The sequence below is a fragment of the Kineococcus anabasis genome (assembly GCF_054590795.1).
Map to the genome: position 1 here is coordinate 12,144 of NZ_BAAIHU010000009.1, position 18,537 is coordinate 30,680.

Consider the following 18,537-nt stretch of genomic DNA (forward strand, 5'->3'; position numbering starts at 1 on the left):
GGGTTCCGGGCATGAGCGTGCTGGTCACCGGAGGAGCGGGCTACATCGGATCCCACGTCGTGCGGCTGCTGCAGCAGCGCGGCCAGGACGTGGTGGTGGTCGACGACCTGTCGAACGGATCCGCCGACCGGGTGGGCGGGGCCCCCGTGGTCGAGCTCGACCTGGCCGTCGACGCCGCGCCGGGGGTGCTGGCGGAGGTGCTGCGCGAGCACGGCGTCACCGCGGTGGTCCACTTCGCGGCGCGCAAGCAGGTCGGCGAGTCCGTCGCGAAGCCGGCGTGGTACTGGAAGCAGAACGTGGGCGGCACGGCGAACGTGCTGCAGGCCATGGAGACCGCCGGGGTGCGGGAGCTGGTGTTCTCCTCCTCGGCGGCGACGTACGGCGCGCCGGACGTGGACCTGGTCCGGGAGGACGGTCCCGCCGAGCCGATCAACCCCTACGGGCAGACCAAGCTCGTCGGGGAGTGGATGACGCGCGCGGCGGGCGTGGCCTGGGGGCTGCGCGCGGCGAACCTGCGCTACTTCAACGTGGCGGGCGCGGGCTGGCCGGACCTGGGCGACCGGGCGGTGATGAACCTCGTCCCCATGGTGTTCGACCGGCTGGAGCGCGGTGAGGCACCGGCGATCTTCGGGGACGACTACCCCACCCCGGACGGCACGTGCATCCGGGACTACGTGCACGTGCTGGACCTGGCGAAGGCCCACCTGGTGGCGCTGGACGCCCTGGGGGGCGGGGAGCACCCGCACGACGTGTTCAACGTCGGCACGGGCACGGGCGCCTCGGTGCGCGAGGTGATCGACGCGGTGCGGGCGGTCTCGGGCCGGGAGGTGGAGCCGGTGGTGCACCAGCGCCGCGCCGGCGACCCGCCGAAGCTGGTCGCGGACGTCAGCCGCATCCGGGAGACGCTGGGGTGGACGGCGCGCGAGGACCTGACGTCGATCGTCTCCTCGGCGTGGGAGTCCTGGCGCGCGGCGCACTGAGCGGGCCCGCCCCGGCGGTGGGCTCGCCGGGGCTTTTCCGCGTCCACCCGCGATCCCGCGACCGCGGTGGCTACGGTGTCCGCCGGTGGACGGGTCGTGATCGCACGGAGGCGAGCACCCCGTCCACCGGCGTGGCGCACGTCACTTGTGGTTATGAGGTGACTACTTTGAGCCAGGGTTGTGGTCCCGGCGGGGCCGGGAGCACACCGGGCTGATCTCGTGCGGGACGTGCGGATGCGGTGCCTCGCTCAAGGACGCGGCCAGAGGCGCCGATGCAGGGACGAGGGTGCACCCGTGTGGGTGGCCCTGAGTCGGAGCAGTCGGACGAAGAGCGAGGCTTGGCATGCGCTGGACACCGAAGGACTCCCGCCGGGTAGCGGACGCGGGGCAGGAGTCCCGCACGGCACCCCGAGGGGTCACTCGCCGCCTGGCGCTCGCCACCGGCGGCTCCCTCGGCGCCCTCTCCCTGCTCTCCGCCACCGTCGCGCGCGCGGCCACCCCGGCCCTCGGCGCCGGCCTGGCCACCAGCAGCGGCACCACCCAGGCCTTCCCCCTGGCCGAGGCCGCCCGCTCCGGCGGCACCCAGCGCCTCGCCGCCGCGGTCGACGGGACCGTGACCGTCACCGTGCCGGTCGACTCCGGCCGCATGCTCGGCGTGACGTTCCCCGCCGGCACCGCCGCCACCGAGGTCGCCGTGCGCACCGGTACCGCCGGCACCTGGGGTTCCTGGACCACGCTCCCCGTCCTGGACAGCGAGCCCGACGCCTCCACCGCGGAGGCCCGGCACGCCGTCGTGGCCACCGACCCGGTGTGGGTCGGGAACCTCCCCCGCGGCTCCCGCGTGCAGGTCCGCCTCGCCGCCGCCGACGTCGCCACCGCCAGCCTGCACGTCGTCGACCCCGGTGCCGCCGCGGGCGACGCGCGCGCCGTGCGGCTCATGCGCTCCGACGCGGCCGACACCCGCGCCACCTCCTTCCTCGCCGCAGGCCTGGAGGAGGGCGACGAGGGGACGCCTGTCGTGCCCGTCGACCCCGGCACCGGCGCCGAGCCGCCCGCCGGGCAGACCCCGCCCGCCGCGGAGACCCCGGCCGGCGAGGAGATCGTCCCCAAGGCCCTGGCCCGCCCGCGCATCGGCTCGCGCGCCTCCTGGGGCGCCGACGAGAGCCTGCGCCACGGCGGCACCGGCTACTCCGACACCATCAAGGCCGCCGTCATCCACCACACGGCCGACCCCGGCTCCTACAGCCAGTCCGAGGTGCCCGCCGTCATCCGCGGCATGTACCGCTACCACACGGTGAGCCTCGGCTGGAGCGACCTCGGCTACAACTTCGTCGTCGACCGCTTCGGCGGCATCTGGGAGGGCCGCTCCGGCGGCATCACCCGCGCCGTCATGGGCGCCCACGCCGGTGGTTTCAACACCGACACCTTCGGCGTGTCGATGATGGGCGACTTCTCCTCCGTCTCCCCCTCCGCCGCGATGCTGGAGTCCGTCGCGCAGGTCACCGCCTGGAAGCTGTCCCTGTACAACGTGCAGCCCGGCGCCAGCGTGCAGCTGATGTCCGCCGGCGGCGGCACCGCCCGCTACAAGGCCGGCACCGTCGTCAGCATGCCCATCGTCATGGCGCACCGCGACGTCGGCTTCACCGCGTGCCCCGGCAACGTGGGCTTCACGAAGATGCCGTGGATCCGCGACCGCGTGAACCAGCTCCTGCGCGGCGCGCCGGTCTCCGCGATCGCCGCCCGGTACGCCGCCCTCGGCGGGCGCTCCGGCCCCCTCGGCGGGGCCAGCGGCCCGGAGACCGCCCTGCGGGGCGGGGCCTACCAGCACTACCAGAACGGCTCGATCTACTGGTCCGCGGCGACCGGCGCGCACATCGTCAAGGGCGCCATCCGCGACCGCTGGGCCTCCCTGGGCTGGGAGAGCTCCTACCTCGGCTACCCCACGCGCGACGAGGGCCCCGCGGCCGGCGGCTTCTACAGCCACTTCCAGGGCGGCTCGATCTACTGGTCGCCCCGCACCGGCGCCCAGGTCGTCCGCGGCGTCATCCGCGACCGGTGGGCCGCCCTGGGCTGGGAGCGCTCCCCCCTCGGCTACCCCACCACCGGCGAGATCTCCCTGCCCGGCGGCGCCTTCAACCACTTCCAGGGCGGCTCGATCTACTGGTCGCCCCGCACCGGGGCCAGGTCCGTGCGCGGCGCCATCCGCGACGCGTGGGCCGCACAGGGCTGGGAGAACGGCCGCCTCGGCTACCCCACCTCCGACGAGTACGACGTGCCCGTGGGCCGGCGCAGCGACTTCCAGGGCGGCTCCCTCACCTGGAACGCGGCCACCGGCACCGTCACGAAGGTCCTCTCCCGGTGAGCGCGGTGCACACCGCGCCGGCCAGCCTGCCGGCGCGGCGCTCCCTGCTGCTCGCGGGCGCCCTGTCCGCCGCGGCCGGCCTCGTCGCCCCGCGCACCGCCGCGGCCGCCGCGGTCCCGCTGCCCGTGCGGCTGCCCGCCCTGCCCGGGCACCTGCCCGGCGCCCTCGACGACCTCGGCCACCACGAGGGCCCGGTCGCGTGCGGCCCGGTGCAGCCCGGCACCCAGGCGCTGGCCAGGCTCATCACGGCCACCTACGGCCGCCAGACGATCGGCACCGCCCGCGCCTGCCCCGTCAACGGCGTCCCCACCAGCGAGCACCACGAGGGCCGCGCGCTGGACTGGGCGCTGGACGTCGCCGACCCGGTGCAGCTCGTGCTGGCCGAGACGTTCCTGGCGTGGCTGCTCGCCCCGGACGCGGCCGGCCGGCCTGCCGCGGTGGCCCGCCGCCTCGGCGTCATGTACGTCATCTGGAACCACCGGGTCTGGAAGTCCTACCGCGCCGACGCCGGCTGGCAGCCCTACACCGGCTCCAACCCGCACACCGACCACATCCACATCTCCCTCACCCGCCGCGGCGGGCGCGCCGAGACGTCGTGGTGGACGGGCGCGGCCTCGCCCGTGGCCGGGCACTGGGTGCGCCTGGGCGCCGAGCGCTCCCACCTCGGCCTGCCCGTGAGCGCCGAGCGCTCCTTCCGCGGCGGGCTGCGCCAGGACTTCCGGGGTGGCTCCATCCTGCACTCGCGCGCCACGCTGGCCCACGAGGTCCGTGGGGCCATCGCGGGGTGCTACTTCAGCGGTGACCACGCCGCGGCCCTCGGGATGCCGACGACGGGAGAGCTGCCCACCCCGCGCCGCTTCGGCCGCTACAACCACTTCCAGGCGGGCTCGATCTACTGGTCGCCCACCACCGGTGCGCACGCGGTGCGCGGGGCGATCCGCGACGCGTGGGCGCGGCAGGGCTGGGAGACGGGTCCGCTGGGCTTCCCCACCTCCTCCGAGCACGAGGTCCCCGGCGGGCGGCGCTCGCACTTCGAGGGCGGCTCCCTCGTCTTCACCTGGGCGGACGGGCAGGTCGTGACCGTCCCGCGCTGAGAGGTGCGTCACCTCCGGGCCCTGTGGTGGTGGAGGGCTCAAGTTCCCGTGCGATCCTGCCGACACTGAGGCATCGCGTCACCCGGACGGCCCAGGGTGACCACCCGGATCAGCAGGAGAGCTCGTGCGCCTGTCCTCCCTCGTCCGTCGCACCGCCGCGGCGGTCACCGCCACCGGCGCCGTCCTGACCGGCCTGGTCGCGGCAACGCCCGCCACCGCGGCCACGCCGCCCCCGCTGCCCGCCTGGTTCGCCCCGGGCAGCGTGTGGAACGGCGACTTCGGCGACCCCACGGTCGTGCGCGTCGGCGGCACCTACTACGCCTACGCCTCCCCCGTGGGCGGGCGCGTCCTGCCCGTCCTGACGAGCACCGACACCGTGACCTGGCGGGTCCGCGACCGCTACTCCAACGACGGCCCGCCCGGCCGCGGCGGCTACAGCGTCGCCGCCGACCCGAAGATCCCCGCCGAGATCAAGGCCGCCCCCATGGGCGACTGGGCCAAGTACGACACCAACGACGGCCTCGTGCGGTTCGCCTCCTGGGGCGTGCACCACCAGCAGGGCCCGTGGGTCAACCGCGACTACTGGGCGCCGGGCGTGTTCAACATCGGCAGCACCTGGTACGCGTACTCCCCCGTCCGCGTCGCCCCCGGCCGGTTCTGCCTGACCGTGGCCTCGGCCCCCTCGCCGCTGGGCCCCTTCCGCGACATCTCCGGCGCCGGGCCCATCCAGTGCGCCCCGCTGGCCGTGGACCCGGGCGGCTCCATCGACCCCTTCCCCTACCGCGACCCCGCCACCGGGCGGAACTACCTGGTGTGGAGCGCCTCCGGCAAGGTCGGCTCGCACCCATCCTCCCTGCAGGTCGTCGAGCTCGGCGGCAACGGCTTCCCGCTGCCCGGCGCGCCGTGGGTCAAGGTGCTGGAGACCGACCCGCGCTCGCCGTGGGAGGGCAACCGCATCGAGAACCCCTCGATGGTGAACCACAAGGGCACCTGGTACCTGTTCTACTCGGGCAACCTGTCCGAGCCGCTGGACTCCCAGGGCCACAGCAACTACGGCAGCGGCTACGCCATCTGCGACGGACCGGTCGGCCCGTGCCGCCGGCCCTCCACGTTCCCGCTGCTGAGCAGCTCCGGCACCGTGCAGGGCCCCGGCGGGTCCTCCGGTTTCGTCGACGCCAACGGCCGCCTGCGCCTGGCGTACGCCTCCTTCTGGCTCGGGGAGAACCTCGGCGGCGCCCAGCCCCACCCGCGCCGCATGGGCATCGCGACCCTCGTGCAGAACCCCGACCGCACCCTGCGCGTGGAGGGCGCCGCCACCGGCTCGGAGATCCGCGCCAAGTGGCTCGCCCTGGGCGGGGCCGGCGGTTTCCTCGGCGCGGCGACCTCCGCGGAGCTGCGCACACCGGCCAGGTTCGGCGCCTACCAGCACTTCCAGCGCGGCTCCCTCTACTGGTCGCCCGCCACGGGCAGCCACGTCCTCAAGGGCGCCATCAAGGACCGCTGGGCGGCCCTCGGCTGGGAGAACGGCTACCTCGGCTTCCCCGTGACGGACGAGGCGATGCTGCCGCGCGGTGCGTACAACCACTTCGAGGGCGGCTCGGTGTACTGGTCCGCGGCGACCGGTGCGCGCTCCGTGCGGGGCGCCATCCGCGAGCGCTGGGCCAACCAGGGCTGGGAGGGCGGCTGGCTCGGGTTCCCGGTGACCGACGAGACCGGCGTCCGCGGCGGCGCGTTCAACCACTTCCAGGGCGGCTCGGTGTACTGGTCCGCGGCGACCGGCGCGCACAGCGTGCGCGGCGCGATCCGCGACGCCTGGGCCCGGCAGGGCTGGGAGGGCGGCCGGCTCGGCTTCCCGACGTCGGAGGAGCACGACGTCCCCGGCGGCCGGCGCAGCTTCTTCCAGCGCGGGGAGATCACCTGGACGCCCGCCACGGGTGCGGTCGTCCGGTACTGGTGAGCCGCTGGCTGCCGCACCGCACCCGCAGGCCCCGCGCTCCCCGAGCGCGGGGCCTGCGGGCGTTCGGGGGGAGTTCCCGGGAACCGGTCACGCGGCGTGGCGGCGCTGCTTACCCTGCTCCAGGCCCGCGTCGCGGGCGCGGGCGCGCACGTCGGCCCGCCGCTGCACCACACCTCCTGGAGAGCACCATGGCGCGCCTGCGCCTGCCCGCACTGCTGACCGCACTGACCCTGCTCGCCGGCGGCACGGCCGCCACGGCCCCGGCGGCCGCGACCGCGACCGCGACCGCGATGGACCCCACCGCCCCGGTCCCCGTGACCGGCACCCTCGCCCTGAGCGGCACGGAGCGGGACGGTCTGGTCGGGCCACGCGCCAGGCTGTACACCGAGGCGGACGCACCCATCACGATGACGAGCGGGCCGCGGAGCGTCCACGTCCAGGTCGGCTACCACTTTCAGGTCCTCCTGGCCGCCGCCGAGGGCGGGCGCCTCGAGCGGGGCGGCTACGAGGGGGCGACCACCCCCCAGTGGGCCGGGCCCCACCAGCCGGTCATCGACATGTCGCACACCGGCAACGGGTGCGGCAGGTCCACCGGTCGCTTCGAGGTCCTCGACATCGCCCGCGACGGCCTCGGCCGGGTCGAGCGGTTGTGGGCGCTGGTGGAGCAGCACTGCGGCGTGGGCCTGGACGCGGAGCACGCGTTCGGAGAGGTCCGCGTCGGCTACCCCGGGGGGGATGCGTTGCTGGCGCCCCGCGCGGTGTCGTGGCCGGTGCCCGACGCCCGCGTCGTCGTCCCGTCCGCGACGGTGTACCTGCGGAACACCGGCACCACCTCGTGGACGCCCGGCCCCAGCCACGTCGAGGGCCCGGCCGGCGACGACTTCACCGTGATCGCGGACGGCTGCGTCGGGCGCGGCCTCACCCCGGGCGGCACCTGCGAGGTCGAGGTCGAGCACCTGCCCACCGCCGCGGGCGCCCGCACGGCCGACCTCGTGGTCCCCGCCCCCGGTGGCGTTCGCCGAGTCGCCCTGCGCGGCACCGGGCTCGAGGGGTACTCCGGGCTGCTCGTGCAGGACGACCCCGAGCTGCCCTGGCGCGGCGTGACCGACCTGCGCGTCGGTCCCGGTGAGCCGACGCTGTCCGCACGCGGCACCGCGCGTGGGATCACGGTGTCCGCGACGCCGCCGGACACCCCGACGTGGACGGTGACCCTCGACCCCGGCGCGGGCGACGCCCTCGAAGCCGGCCGGCACTACGCCACGACCACCGGCGCCGACGTGCCCGCCGAACTGCCCCGGCTGACCCTCACGGAGGGCGGGTTCCGCTGCGAGGCCCGCACCGGCGGGTTCACCGTGCACCAGGCGGCCTTCGCCGCCGACGGGAGCCTGCAGCGGCTGTCCGCGACCTTCTCCGCCGCCTGCGGGGACCTCCCGCACCGGCACGGGTCGATCGCCTGGAACGCGACCGACCTCCTCGTGCGGCCCGGACCCGACGTGCGGTTCGTCGAGCGGTTGGAGGGCCCGGACCGCTACGCCACGGCCGTCGCCGTCTCCCGCGCCTCCCACCCGGACGGCGCCCGCACCGTGGTCGTCGCCTCGGGGCGCGGGTACGCCGACGCCCTCGCCGCGGGGCCGTTCGCGGCCGAGGTCGACGCGCCCGTGCTGCTCGTCAACGGCGACACGGTGCCCGTGGTCGTGGCCGAGGAGCTGCGCCGGCTCAGACCGCAGCAGGTCGTCATCGCCGGGGGCACCTCCGCGGTCGGCGAGCGCGCGGCGGCGGAACTGGCCCGCGTCGCCCCCGTCCGCCGCATCGCCGGGCCCAACCGCTACGCCACCGCGGGGGCCCTGGCCCAGGCGGTGAAGCCCTCACCGGTCGTGGCCTTCGTCGCCGCGGGGACGGACTTCCCCGACGCGCTGTCCGCCGGTGCCGCGGCCGCGGCGAGCGGGGCCCTGCTGGTGCTGACCGGGCGGGACCGGCTGCCCGCCGAGACCCTCGACGCCCTGGTCGCGACCCAGCCCGCCGTGATCGTCGTCGTCGGCGGGGAGACGGTCGTCTCGCCCGCCGTGGAGGCGCAGCTGCAGGAGCTGGTGGTGGAGCCGGTGGTGCGCCTGGCGGGGCGCGACCGGTACGAAACGTCGGCGCTGACCGCCCGGGCGTTCGCGACCGACGCGCCGGAGGCGGTGTTCCTCGCGACGGGCACCGACTTCCCCGACGCCCTCGCCGGGGTGCCGTTCGCGGCGCTCACCGGGGGGCCGCTGCTGCTGACGAAGCCCGGCTGCACGCCCGTGGCGACGGCGGCCGCCGCGCGGGAGGTGGCGCCCGGCGCGCCGCTGCTGCTGCTCGGCGGCCCGGACGTGGTGAGCGAGCGCGCCGCGGCGTGGCAGCCCTGCTGAGGCCGGCACCTCCCCCGCCGGGCGCCGCGCCCCGGCGAGACGCTGCGCGGCCCGGCGGGGACGTCCTGTCGCGACACGCCCGCGTGTCGCGAGCGGGACGTCCCCGCCGCGGGGGATGCGGGGGCTACGTGATGGGCAGGAACTCCTGCGGGCTCGGCCCCGGCCCGGCGCCGTCCCACCAGCGCCAGCCCGGCACCGTCCGCTCCCCCTCGACGACGTCGTAGCGCTCCCGCGGCAGCTGGTACCGCACGCGCAGCAGGTTGCCCCACTCCCGGTACGGCGCACCGGGCAGGAACCCGCGGTACGGGGTCAGGGTCGCCACCGTCGGCAGCGTCGCGTACGAGCCGCCGCCGTCGATCATCGTGAGCATCGGGGTGTGCTCGAACGTGGCGCTCTGCACCACCCACTCGACGGGCTCGACCATGCCGCCGGCCACGAGGGGCGGCCGGGCGCAGGGCAGGTCGAAACCGATGGGCCAGTCCACGAGCACGGCCTGCTCCCGGGGCAGCACCGAGCTGAGCCTCTCGCCGGTGGCCACCCACGGGTCGGTCACGGCGCCCGCCGCCGGCTGGTCGGGCGACCCGGCCGGGGATCCGGCCGAGACGTTGACCCGCACCCGGGCCACCTCCGGCTCCAGCCGGTCCAGGGTGGTGAGGCGCACCACCCGCCAGCCCTCGCCGGGCGGGACCGTCACGACCAGCAGGCCCAGCGATCCCCCCGCGGCGTCGGCCAGGTCCACCACGACGGGGGCGACCGGCTCGCGGACCGCCACGACGAGCGCGTCGGAGGCGCTGCGCGGCCCCAGCTCGTGCCAGGCGCCCTGCGTGCCCGCCGGGTCCGGCACCCACGCGCGGGTCCCGGCCGGGAGGCCGCCGGGGTCGTCGCCGGGGGCCTGCGGGCGTTCCGGTGCCCCCTGCGCGGCGCCCGGCACCTCCGGCAGCGCCCGCGCGCCGGTCAGGGCGACCGCCGAGTCCGCGAACCCGCACCCGTCGCCGCGCAGCGCCGCCAGGGAGGAGCCCGCTGCCGACCAGGTGTCGCGCAGGACGTACGTGGCGCGCGCGACGCTCAGCACCTGCAGCACCAGCGACGCGGTGAGCACCCCCGCCGTGGTGAGCACCACCAGCTCCGGCCACGCGTCCGGCCCGCCCTCCGCGGCCCGGCGCCGGCGCCGCAGCGCCACCCCGCCGGCGGCCACCGCGCCGAGGGCCAGCCACAGCGGCGGCAGCCCCAGCACGCCCGGCAGCTCCGGCACCGTGCCGTAGGCGGACAGCTCCACCTGCGCGTCCGGCCCGTGCAGCGCGAGGCCCGCGACCGCCGCCACCGCCGCCGCCAGCCCCAGGCACGCCCACCGGTTCGGCCGGCGCCGCACCAGCGCCACGCACCCGGCGACCAGCGCGAGGGTGCCCACCCCCGCCACCGCCCCGAAGTGGTGGGACCACTTCGTGGGCGCCAGCGCCAGCACCGCGTACCCGGCCAGGGCCACCGCGGCGGGCACCACCCACGACGTGCGCCGGGCCGGGGCGGGCACCCGGGAGCGCAGCAGGGCGGTGCTGACGCCGACGACCACGGCGAGGGTGACGAGCACGACGAGCTGGCGGGAGAACAGGCGCTGGTTCGGGTCCGGCCCCTGCGTGAGGTACCAGTACCGCAGCGGCTCCATCCACCACGACAGGTTCGGGCCGACCTCGTCGTGCACCCGCAGCGCCGTCAGGGCCGCGGCGAGGGTGGCGTCGGCGAACACGGCGGGGGCCGCGACGGAGGCGCACGCGGTGAGCAGCGCCGCCGACGCCACCACCCCGTACCGGCTCTCCCGCAGCAGCGGCCACCAGCGCGGCGCCAGCACCAGGGCGATCACCGCGGCCAGCGCCCCGGAGGCGGTGATCGCGACGGAGGCACCCGCCACCAGCGCCGCCAGGCCGAGCAGCACGAGGCGGCGGCGGGCGATCGCCTCCAGCACCAGGGCGAGCGCGGCGGTGGTGGCCAGCACCACGAGCGCCTCGGGCCGCCCGCCCACCGCGAAGGGCAGGTACCAGGCGAGCAGGGCCAGCGCGGCGAGCGGCCGCACCCACGCCGGCGGGTCCTGCACCAGGCGGGGCAGCACGACGCGGCTCAGCAGCAGCCACGTCCCGAGGCCCGCGAGCAGCGCGGGCAGCCGCAGCACGACCGGCGCGGCGGAGAACGCGGCGAACGCGGACAGCACGTGCTGCCAGAGGGTGAAGGGGATCTCGGGGACGTTGAAGTAGCGCACGACGTTGCCGACGTAGCCGGCCTGGTCGATCGTGCGGGCCTGCAGGGAGTAGTAGAAGTCGTCCGTCTGCAGGGGCCCGGCCACGGCCCAGCCGGCGAGGCCGCCGACGACCGCCACGTCCGCCACCGCGGCGGCCGTGCGCCGGCCGCGCGGGGAGGCCGGGCGGGCGGTGCGCGCGGAGGCCGGGCGGGCGGTGCGCTCCGGGGCCGGACCGCGCGGCGCCGCCCGCACGAGCAGCAGCAGACAGCCGGCGACGAGCAGGCCGTGGGCCGCCAGCAGCGCGCTCTTCAGCGCCGTGGGGGTGCTCTCGAACCGCGCGTCGGGGTGCGCGACGACCGCGGGGAAGGACTCCGGCGGGGCGTCGCTGACGAAGGCGGTGACCTCCGGCACGGGCCGGCCCGGCGCGGCCCCGAGGACCTCGGCGCGCCCGTCCCGCACCAGCTCCGCGCGGGTGCCGGCCTGGTCGGCCACCACCCGCAGGGTGCACTCCCCGGCCAGGCGGGGGTCGGCGGCGGGCACGACGGCCAGGTCCGGCAGCTCCCCGGCGGAGGAGCGCACCCGGACCTCCCCGGCGCCGCCTCCGGTGACGGTCACCGCCAGCGCCCGCTGGACGCCGCGCGGCTCACCGGGCAGGGCCGTGCCGAGCGCGGTCGCCGCCTCCTCCCCCGGCCGCGCGGCCAGGGCGCGCAGCGCCGCGCACGGCACCTCCGCGGTGAGGTCCAGCGGCCGGTACGGCATGAACAGCGCCACCGTGGACGAGGGCGCCTGCCCGGCCTGCGGCCAGCGCACCTCGGGGGTCTGCACCGTCACCGGCGCCAGCGGCAGCGAGACCGACAGCAGGCACGCCAGGGCCGCGAGGAGGAGCGGGAGCAGCCCGGCGGCGGGCAGCAGGCGGGCGGCGCGGGCTCGGAGCACGGGGAGGGAACCTACCGGGGCGCGGGAGGCCGTCAGCGCGTGCGCGCGACCACGGTGAACGGCCCGACCTCACGCGTGGTGAAGTGCTCCGGGCCGAACAGCGCCGGGTCGAACCGGACGGTCTCCCAGCCCACGTTCGGCTCCCGCGGGAACAGGTCGTGGGTCACGCCGATCTCCAGGTCCTCGGCGCCGCGGAACAGGACGAACACGTCGGGCGCGCGGAACGGGCCGGAGTCCAGCCGCTCCAGGAGGTCGCCGGGCGACGTGGCCTGCGCCCAGGAGCGGATCTCCTCGCGGCGGGCGTCGAAGTCCGCGAGCGGGTTGGCGTAGTGCGCGGTCATCTGCTGGTAGCCGCGCCACGGCGCGAACGTCGTGAGCTCGTAGAGGGAGGACAGCACGACGAGGTCGCGGGCGGGGCGGTCGGTCAGGTCGTCGACCGCGGCGAGGACCTGGGGGGTCCAGGCGCCGGCGGCGTTCTCGTCGCGCACGCCCGCGGGGGTGCGCCCGTCGGCGGTGTAGTCGTTCCAGGCGTGCTCCAGGCCGCGGGCCGCCGCGACGGGTGCCTGCTGCAGGGTGCCGACGACCGCGGCGGCCACCGCGAGGGCGCCGAGCACCGCCAGGGGCCGCCGCACGCGCACGACCTGCTCCGCCCGCAGCCCGCGCAGGGTGCGCCAGGCGTCCGCCGCGGCCAGGCAGCCCGCGGCCGCGAGGGTCGCCACGAGCACCGCCTCCAGGCGGAACGCCAGCAGCGACGTGCCCGCCGCCAGGGCGAGGGTGGACAGCGGGTACCAGGCGTAGAGGAGGGCGGTGAGCAGCAGCAGGCCCCGGGCGGCGGTGTCGGTGCGGGCGCGCAGCACCATCCACACCACACCCGCCAGGAGCAGCGCGCCCCACGCGGAGGCCTCCAGCATCGGCGTGGGCAGCACCGCACTGGCCCGCGGCAGGAACCGCTGCGCCGCGGCCTGCCCGCCCGCACCGGACAGGCGGGCCAGCACGAACGGCGCCCACACGGTCGCGGCGAGCGCGGCGGAGACCACGGCCGCCAGCACCAGGGCGGGCACCCGCGTGCGCAGCGCCGCGCCCACGCCCTCGCCGGAGCGCCGGCCCCGCACCACGCCCAGGGCGCAGGCGGCGGCGACGACGAGCGCGGCGAACCCCGCGTAGAGGGTGTACGTCATGGCCGCCAGGCCGAGGAAGACGCCGATGCCGAGGGCGGCGCGCCAGCGGCCCGCCACCCGGGCGGGCTCGAACGCGCGCACGGCCGCGACCGCGACCGCGGGCACGAGCGCCGCCAGGCACCAGGAGTACGCCTCTCCCGCGAACGGGCCGGCACCGGCCTCGTGCACGGCGGCGGCGGTGGTGACGAGCCCGACGAGCAGGCCGCGGCGGGGCCCGGCCAGCCGCGCCCACACCAGCGCCACGACTGCGGGCACCACGGCGACGGTGGCGATCGCGACGGGCTTGAACGCCTCCCAGGCGGGGGTGCCCGTGAGCGCGGCGGAGCGCCCGGCGATCCAGAACCACCCCGCGGGGTAGAACGGCGCGGTGTCGGCGTAGTTCATGTCCGCCAGCGCGGGGTCGTCGGCGTACCGGCCGACGTACTGGGCGCGGAACGTCTGGTCCTCGGTGTTGCCGCCGAGGTACCAGGGGGTGCCGTGCAGGGGCAGGGCCAGGACGAGCGTGGCCAGCGCGGGCAGGGCGACGAGCCCGAGGGGCAGGACCCAGCGCGGCAGGTCCCGGGCGGCGCACGCGGCGAGGACCACGCCCGTGACGGCCAGGGCCGCCAGGACGGTCAGCGCCGTGGGCACGTTCGACGGGTGGAGCACGGGCAGGCGGGACACCGCGGCCTGCACGGCCGCGCTGACGGCCACCGCGGCGACGACGACCGCGGGCACCTCGACCGCCAGGCGCCCGCCGCCGGTCGCGGCCCGCCCGCCGGTGCGGGTGCGCCCGGGCTGGTGCTGCTGTGCCCCGTCGGGGGCGCCGGCGGGCGCCTCCACCGATCGTGCGCCGGTCACGGTCCTCCCCATCGCCTCGGCCGTCGGCCGGTGCGGCGCGCTGCGCGCCCCCGGCCGTCGTCGAGGGTAGGCCAGCGGGGCGCCTGCCCGGGCGGGGCGCGCTGGGCGCGGGTGGCCGCGGACCGTCGCGGGGACGTTCCGCGCCCGGCACGCGGGCGTGTCGCGCCAGGACGTCCCCACCCGGGACGTGCGCGCCGGTGGGCGGGGACGTTCCGCGCGCGGCGCGCGGGCGTGTCGCGGCAGGACGTCCCCACCCGGGGCGTGCGCGCCGGTGGGCGGGGACGTCGTGCGCCCGGCGCGCGGGCGTGTCACGGCACGACGTCCCCGCCCTGGGAGCGGCAGGACGTCCCCGCCCGGCGGACGGGACCCCGGACCCGCCGCGTCAGAGGTACGTGACGACCGCCCCGCCCGCGGGGGTCCACACGATCCAGCCGCCCGCGAAGTCGCTGCGCCGCCCACCGGGCACGGCGTACTCGTCGGAGGTCGGGTACCCCAGCCGCCCGGTCTCCCAGCCCTGCCGCGCCCAGGCGTCGCGGATCGCGCCGCGCACCTCGTGCGCACCCGTCGCCGGCGACCAGTACACCGAGCCGCCCCGGAAGTGGGTGAAGGCGCCGCCGCCCAGCCGCACCTCGTCGGTGACGGGGAAGCCGAGCGGGCCGGTCTCCCAGCCCAGGCGCGCCCAGGCGTCGCGGATCGCGCCGCGCACCTCGTGGGCACCCGTCGCCGGCGACCAGTACACCGAGCCGCCCTGGAAGTGCTGCCCGGCCCCGCCGCGCACGGCGAACTCGTCGGTCACGGGGAAGCGCAGCGCCGACGTCTCCCAGCCCAGGGCCCCCCACCTGTCGCGGATCGCGCCGCGCACCGAGCGGGCGCCGCTGGCCGGGGACCAGTACACCGAGCCGCGCTCGAACACCTGGTAGGTGCCCTCCACGGTCGGCAGGGCGAAGTGCGGGCCGACGGGCCGGCCCAGGACGCCGGTGTCGCCGCCGAGGGCCCGCCAGCGCTCGGTGATCGCCGCCATCCCGCCGGGCAGCGGCACCCACCAGTTCGAGCGCAGCCCCATCCGGGTGGCGGAGGAGGAGGTGAGGGTGGCGGTGCCGGTGGTGCAGCGCACCCTCAGCTCGGCGATGCGCCCGCCCCACTGCCCGCGCCCGTCGCGGCGGGTGATCTCCAGGGACTGCGGCTGCCCGCCCGAGGGGCAGGAGCGGGCCACGGTGGACACCGGCAGCGACGCCGTCCAGGAGGCGACCGGGTCACCCGGGGCGCGGCCCTCCGGGGAGGACCAGAAGTCCTCGTTCGCCCGCAGGTAGGGCCGGCTGCCGTTGATCGACCAGCCGCCGTTGCTGGAGGAGAACTGGGTGAAGGCGGGGGCGCCCTCGTGCTCGCGGATCTCCCCGTCGGTGGCGCGCACGGCCTCGGTGGTGGTGGGCGCCTCCTTGGGGGTGACGTTCCCCGCGGCGTCGCGGGCGGCGCTGCCCTCGAAGACCTGGCAGGCGTCGGTGTCGCAGATGTCCCAGTTCGCCTGCGGCCGCAGCGTGGAGAGGGCGTAGCTGCGGGCGGCGACGGCCTGCGCCCGCAGCGCCTGCTGGGCGAAGGAGGCGGGCGACTCCCGCGGCACGACCCCGAGCAGGTAGTCCTCCAGCCACGTGTCGTTGACGGCGGTGACGGGGCTCATCACCGGGAAGGTGAGGGTGCCGCGGTAGCGGTTGCCGGAGCGGTCGGCGCGGGTGACCCAGACGCCCTCGGGGGTGCTCACCCTCGGCGGGGCGGTCCAGGTCTCCCGCCACTGCTCGGCCGCCCCGTCGAAGGCGGCGCCGACGAGCGCGCCGTTCTCGAACGTGATCCGCAGCCGCTGACCGGGCGGCAGGGCGCGGGCGGAGGTGGCGGACACCGAGATGGTCAGCGGGGACGACGAGGGGCTCTCCACCCACACCTCGGGCCCGGCCAGGCGCGACAGCTGCACCCGCAGGGGGCGGTTGGGGCGGGTGCCCACCGTCGTGCCGGGGTAGTAGTCGGCCAGGATCCGGCGGTGGTCCTGCCCGGCCAGCGCCCGGGAGTGCGCCCCCCACTGCGACATGCCCGCACCGTGGCCCCACCCGCGGCCGGTCACGGTCCACGAACCCGACGCCGGGGCCGGCCACACCTCGGCCGCGGAGGCGGCGGGCGCGGGCAGGAGCACGAGCGCGCAGACGGCGGCGGGGACGAGCGCGGCGACGGTGGCGCGACGGATGGTCACATCGGATTGTGAAACGCTTGTGACAGTAGGTCAAGGCAGCCGCGGATCGGCGGGCGGGGTCCGGGGCGGTTGCTAGGGTCGGCCGCTGCAGCGGGAACAGTCAGGTGCGGGCGGCGGCGTGTTCCGCGGCCCGGGAGGGGACGGCGGACTCGTGCAGAGCTCCACGAAGGGGCAGTCGCTCACCGGATGGGGAGGCACGGCACCGACCGTCGCCAGCCTCGTCGAGACCACGGGCGAGGACGTGGCCGTCGCGGCCGTGAAGGAGGCGGCGGCGGGGCGCGGCGTGCTGGCGCGCGGCCTGGCCCGCAGCTACGGCGACGCGGCGCAGAACAGCGGTGGCACGGTCCTCGACGCCACGCGCATGGACCGCATCCTGTCGGTGGACGTGCCCGGCGCCACGGTGGTCGTGGAGGCCGGGGTGTCGCTGGACACCATGATGCGGCAGCTGCTGCCCCTGGGCCTGTTCGTGCCGGTGACCCCCGGCACCCGGCAGGTGACCGTCGGCGGGGCCATCGCGGCGGACATCCACGGCAAGAACCACCACGTCGCGGGCACCTTCACCCAGCACGTCTCCAGCATGGACCTGCTGCTGGCCGACGGCTCGGTGCGGACGGTGACACCGGAGGACGACCCGGAGCTGTTCTGGGCCACCGCGGGCGGCATGGGCCTGACGGGCGTCATCCTGCGCGCCACGGTGCGGATGCAGCCGGTGGAGAGCGCGTACTGCCTCGTGGACACCGAGCGCGCCGAGAGCCTCGACGACCTGATGGACCGCCTCACCGCGACGGACCACCTCTACACGTACTCCGTGGCGTGGATCGACTGTCTTACCCGCGGCGCCCGCATGGGCCGCTCGGTCCTCACCCGCGGCTGGTTCGCCAAGCGGGACGACCTGCCGGCGAAGCTGCGGCGCGACCCGCTGACGTTCGCGCCGAGGTCGCTGTTCACGGCGCCGCCGGTGTTCCCCTCGGGTCTGCTCAACCGGGCCACGGTCGCGGCGTTCAACGAGATGTGGTTCCGCAAGGCCCCCAGGGAGCGGCGCGGGGAGGTCCAGGGCATCCACCCCTTCTTCCACCCCCTCGACGGCGTCCACGAGTGGAACCGCATCTACGGCCCGCGCGGGTTCCTGCAGTGGCAGTTCGTGGTGCCCTTCGGCGCGGAGGAGACGATGCGCCAGTGCATCGACGCGCTCGCCGCCGCCGGGCAGGCCTCGTTCCTGGCGGTGCTCAAGCGCTTCGGTCCGGGCAACCCCGGCCCGCTGTCCTTCCCCTCCCCCGGCTGGACCCTGGCGCTGGACATCCCCGTCGCCGCGGACCGGCAGGAGCTGTCCCGGCTGCTGGACCGCCTCGACGACCTCGTCGTGGAGGCCGGCGGCCGCGTCTACCTGGCCAAGGACTCCCGCGTCACGCCCGAGCGGCTGCGCCTGATGTACCCGCGGATCGACGAGTGGCGCGCCGTGCGCGACCGGGTCGACCCCACCCACGTGTTCACGTCCGACCTGGCGAGGAGACTCGAGCTGTGATCGACGCCCTGGGCAACCCGCAGTCCGTCCTGCTGCTCGGCGGGACCTCCGACATCGGCCTGGCCACCGCGGAGGCCCTCGCCGACGGCCGCACCCTGCGGGTGACGCTGGCGGCGCGGCCGGGCGGGCGCCGCGACGCCGCCGTGCAGCGCCTCGCGGGCGCCGGGCACACCGTGCGCACCGTCGACTTCGACGCCGAGGACCTGCCCGGCCACGCCCGGGTGGTGGAGGAGGCCTTCGCCGAGGGCGACGTCGACGTGACCGTCGTGGCGTTCGGCCAGCTCGGCGACGCGGAGCAGCTGTGGCAGGACCCCGAGGCCGCCGTGCGGGTGGCGACGGTGAACTACACCGCGCCCGTGGCGCTCGGCGTGCGCCTGGCGGAGCGGCTGCAGAAGCAGGGGCACGGCACGATCGTGGCCCTGTCCTCGGTGGCCGGTGAGCGGGCCCGCCGCTCGAACTTCGTCTACGGCTCCACCAAGGCCGGGTTCGACGCGTTCTACACCGGGCTGCGGGAGGCGCTGCGCCCCCACGGGGTGCGCGTCGTCGTGGTCCGCCCCGGGTTCGTGAAGTCGAAGATGACCGAGGGGCTGAAGGAGGCCCCGCTGGCGGTGACGCCGGAGCAGGTCGCCGAGGTCGCCGCCGACGCGGTGCGGCGGGGCAGGGAGACGGTGTGGGCCCCGGCCCCCATGCGCTGGGTGATGTCGGGCCTGCGGCACGTCCCGGCCCCGGTGTTCCGGCGCCTGCCCCTCTGACCCGCGCGCCGCGGCGCCGCGCGGACCTCCTGGCGGGGGTCCTCGCGGCGCTCGCCGGCC

The 18,537-nt window shown here is 76.9% G+C and carries 10 protein-coding genes; 7 read left to right on the forward strand and 3 right to left on the reverse strand.

Features of this window, described 5'->3' with window-relative positions; genetic code table 11:
• Positions 1–11: 11 nt before the first annotated feature.
• The 5 genes from galE (at position 12) to ACYQBY_RS14680 (ending at position 8,786) form a co-directional block, all read left to right on the forward strand.
• Entirely contained in the window at positions 12–980 is a 969-nt protein-coding gene (gene galE, locus ACYQBY_RS14660) for a UDP-glucose 4-epimerase GalE (protein ID WP_459644617.1), read from the forward strand.
• A gap of 343 nt (positions 981–1,323) precedes the next feature.
• On the forward strand, positions 1,324–3,342 hold the full coding sequence (locus ACYQBY_RS14665; RefSeq protein WP_459644618.1) for an N-acetylmuramoyl-L-alanine amidase: 2,019 nt from the start codon (positions 1,324–1,326) through the stop codon (positions 3,340–3,342).
• Positions 3,339–4,436 (forward strand): LGFP repeat-containing protein, encoded by a 1,098-nt coding sequence (locus tag ACYQBY_RS14670; RefSeq protein WP_459644619.1) that lies wholly within the window; start codon positions 3,339–3,341, stop codon positions 4,434–4,436. Before ACYQBY_RS14665 ends, ACYQBY_RS14670 begins: the two co-directional genes overlap by 4 nt.
• Before the next feature lie 124 nt (positions 4,437–4,560).
• Entirely contained in the window at positions 4,561–6,393 is a 1,833-nt protein-coding gene (locus ACYQBY_RS14675) for a family 43 glycosylhydrolase (protein ID WP_459644620.1), read from the forward strand.
• A gap of 188 nt (positions 6,394–6,581) precedes the next feature.
• Positions 6,582–8,786 (forward strand): cell wall-binding repeat-containing protein, encoded by a 2,205-nt coding sequence (locus ACYQBY_RS14680; RefSeq protein ID WP_459644621.1) that lies wholly within the window; start codon positions 6,582–6,584, stop codon positions 8,784–8,786.
• 124 nt (positions 8,787–8,910) lie between these two features.
• Here the strand turns inward: ACYQBY_RS14680 and ACYQBY_RS14685 are convergent, their stop codons facing one another.
• The 3 genes from ACYQBY_RS14685 to ACYQBY_RS14695 all read right to left on the reverse strand — a co-directional run bounded on the left by ACYQBY_RS14685 (position 8,911) and on the right by ACYQBY_RS14695 (position 16,203).
• A complete protein-coding gene (locus ACYQBY_RS14685; protein ID WP_459644622.1) occupies positions 8,911–11,949 on the reverse strand; it encodes an arabinosyltransferase domain-containing protein in 3,039 nt (1,012 codons plus the stop codon).
• Between the two features lie 32 nt (positions 11,950–11,981).
• Complete coding sequence (locus tag ACYQBY_RS14690) at positions 11,982–13,967, reverse strand: arabinofuranosyltransferase (RefSeq protein ID WP_459644623.1); 1,986 nt, start codon at positions 13,965–13,967, stop codon at positions 11,982–11,984.
• A 382-nt stretch (positions 13,968–14,349) separates the two neighbouring features.
• On the reverse strand, positions 14,350–16,203 hold the full coding sequence (locus ACYQBY_RS14695) for a SpoIID/LytB domain-containing protein (RefSeq protein WP_459644624.1): 1,854 nt from the start codon (positions 16,201–16,203) through the stop codon (positions 14,350–14,352).
• Positions 16,204–16,354: 151 nt separating this feature from the next.
• Here ACYQBY_RS14695 and ACYQBY_RS14700 point away from each other — a divergent pair, with 151 nt between their 5' ends.
• Together ACYQBY_RS14700 and ACYQBY_RS14705 are read left to right on the forward strand one after the other, a co-directional pair.
• On the forward strand, positions 16,355–17,725 hold the full coding sequence (locus ACYQBY_RS14700; protein ID WP_459644625.1) for an FAD-binding oxidoreductase: 1,371 nt from the start codon (positions 16,355–16,357) through the stop codon (positions 17,723–17,725).
• Positions 17,722–18,477 carry a decaprenylphospho-beta-D-erythro-pentofuranosid-2-ulose 2-reductase gene (locus ACYQBY_RS14705; protein ID WP_459644626.1) on the forward strand — a complete coding sequence of 252 codons (756 nt, stop codon included), beginning with the start codon at positions 17,722–17,724 and terminating at the stop codon, positions 18,475–18,477. The genes ACYQBY_RS14700 and ACYQBY_RS14705 overlap by 4 nt, the downstream gene beginning before the upstream one ends.
• Positions 18,478–18,537: the final 60 nt, after the last annotated feature.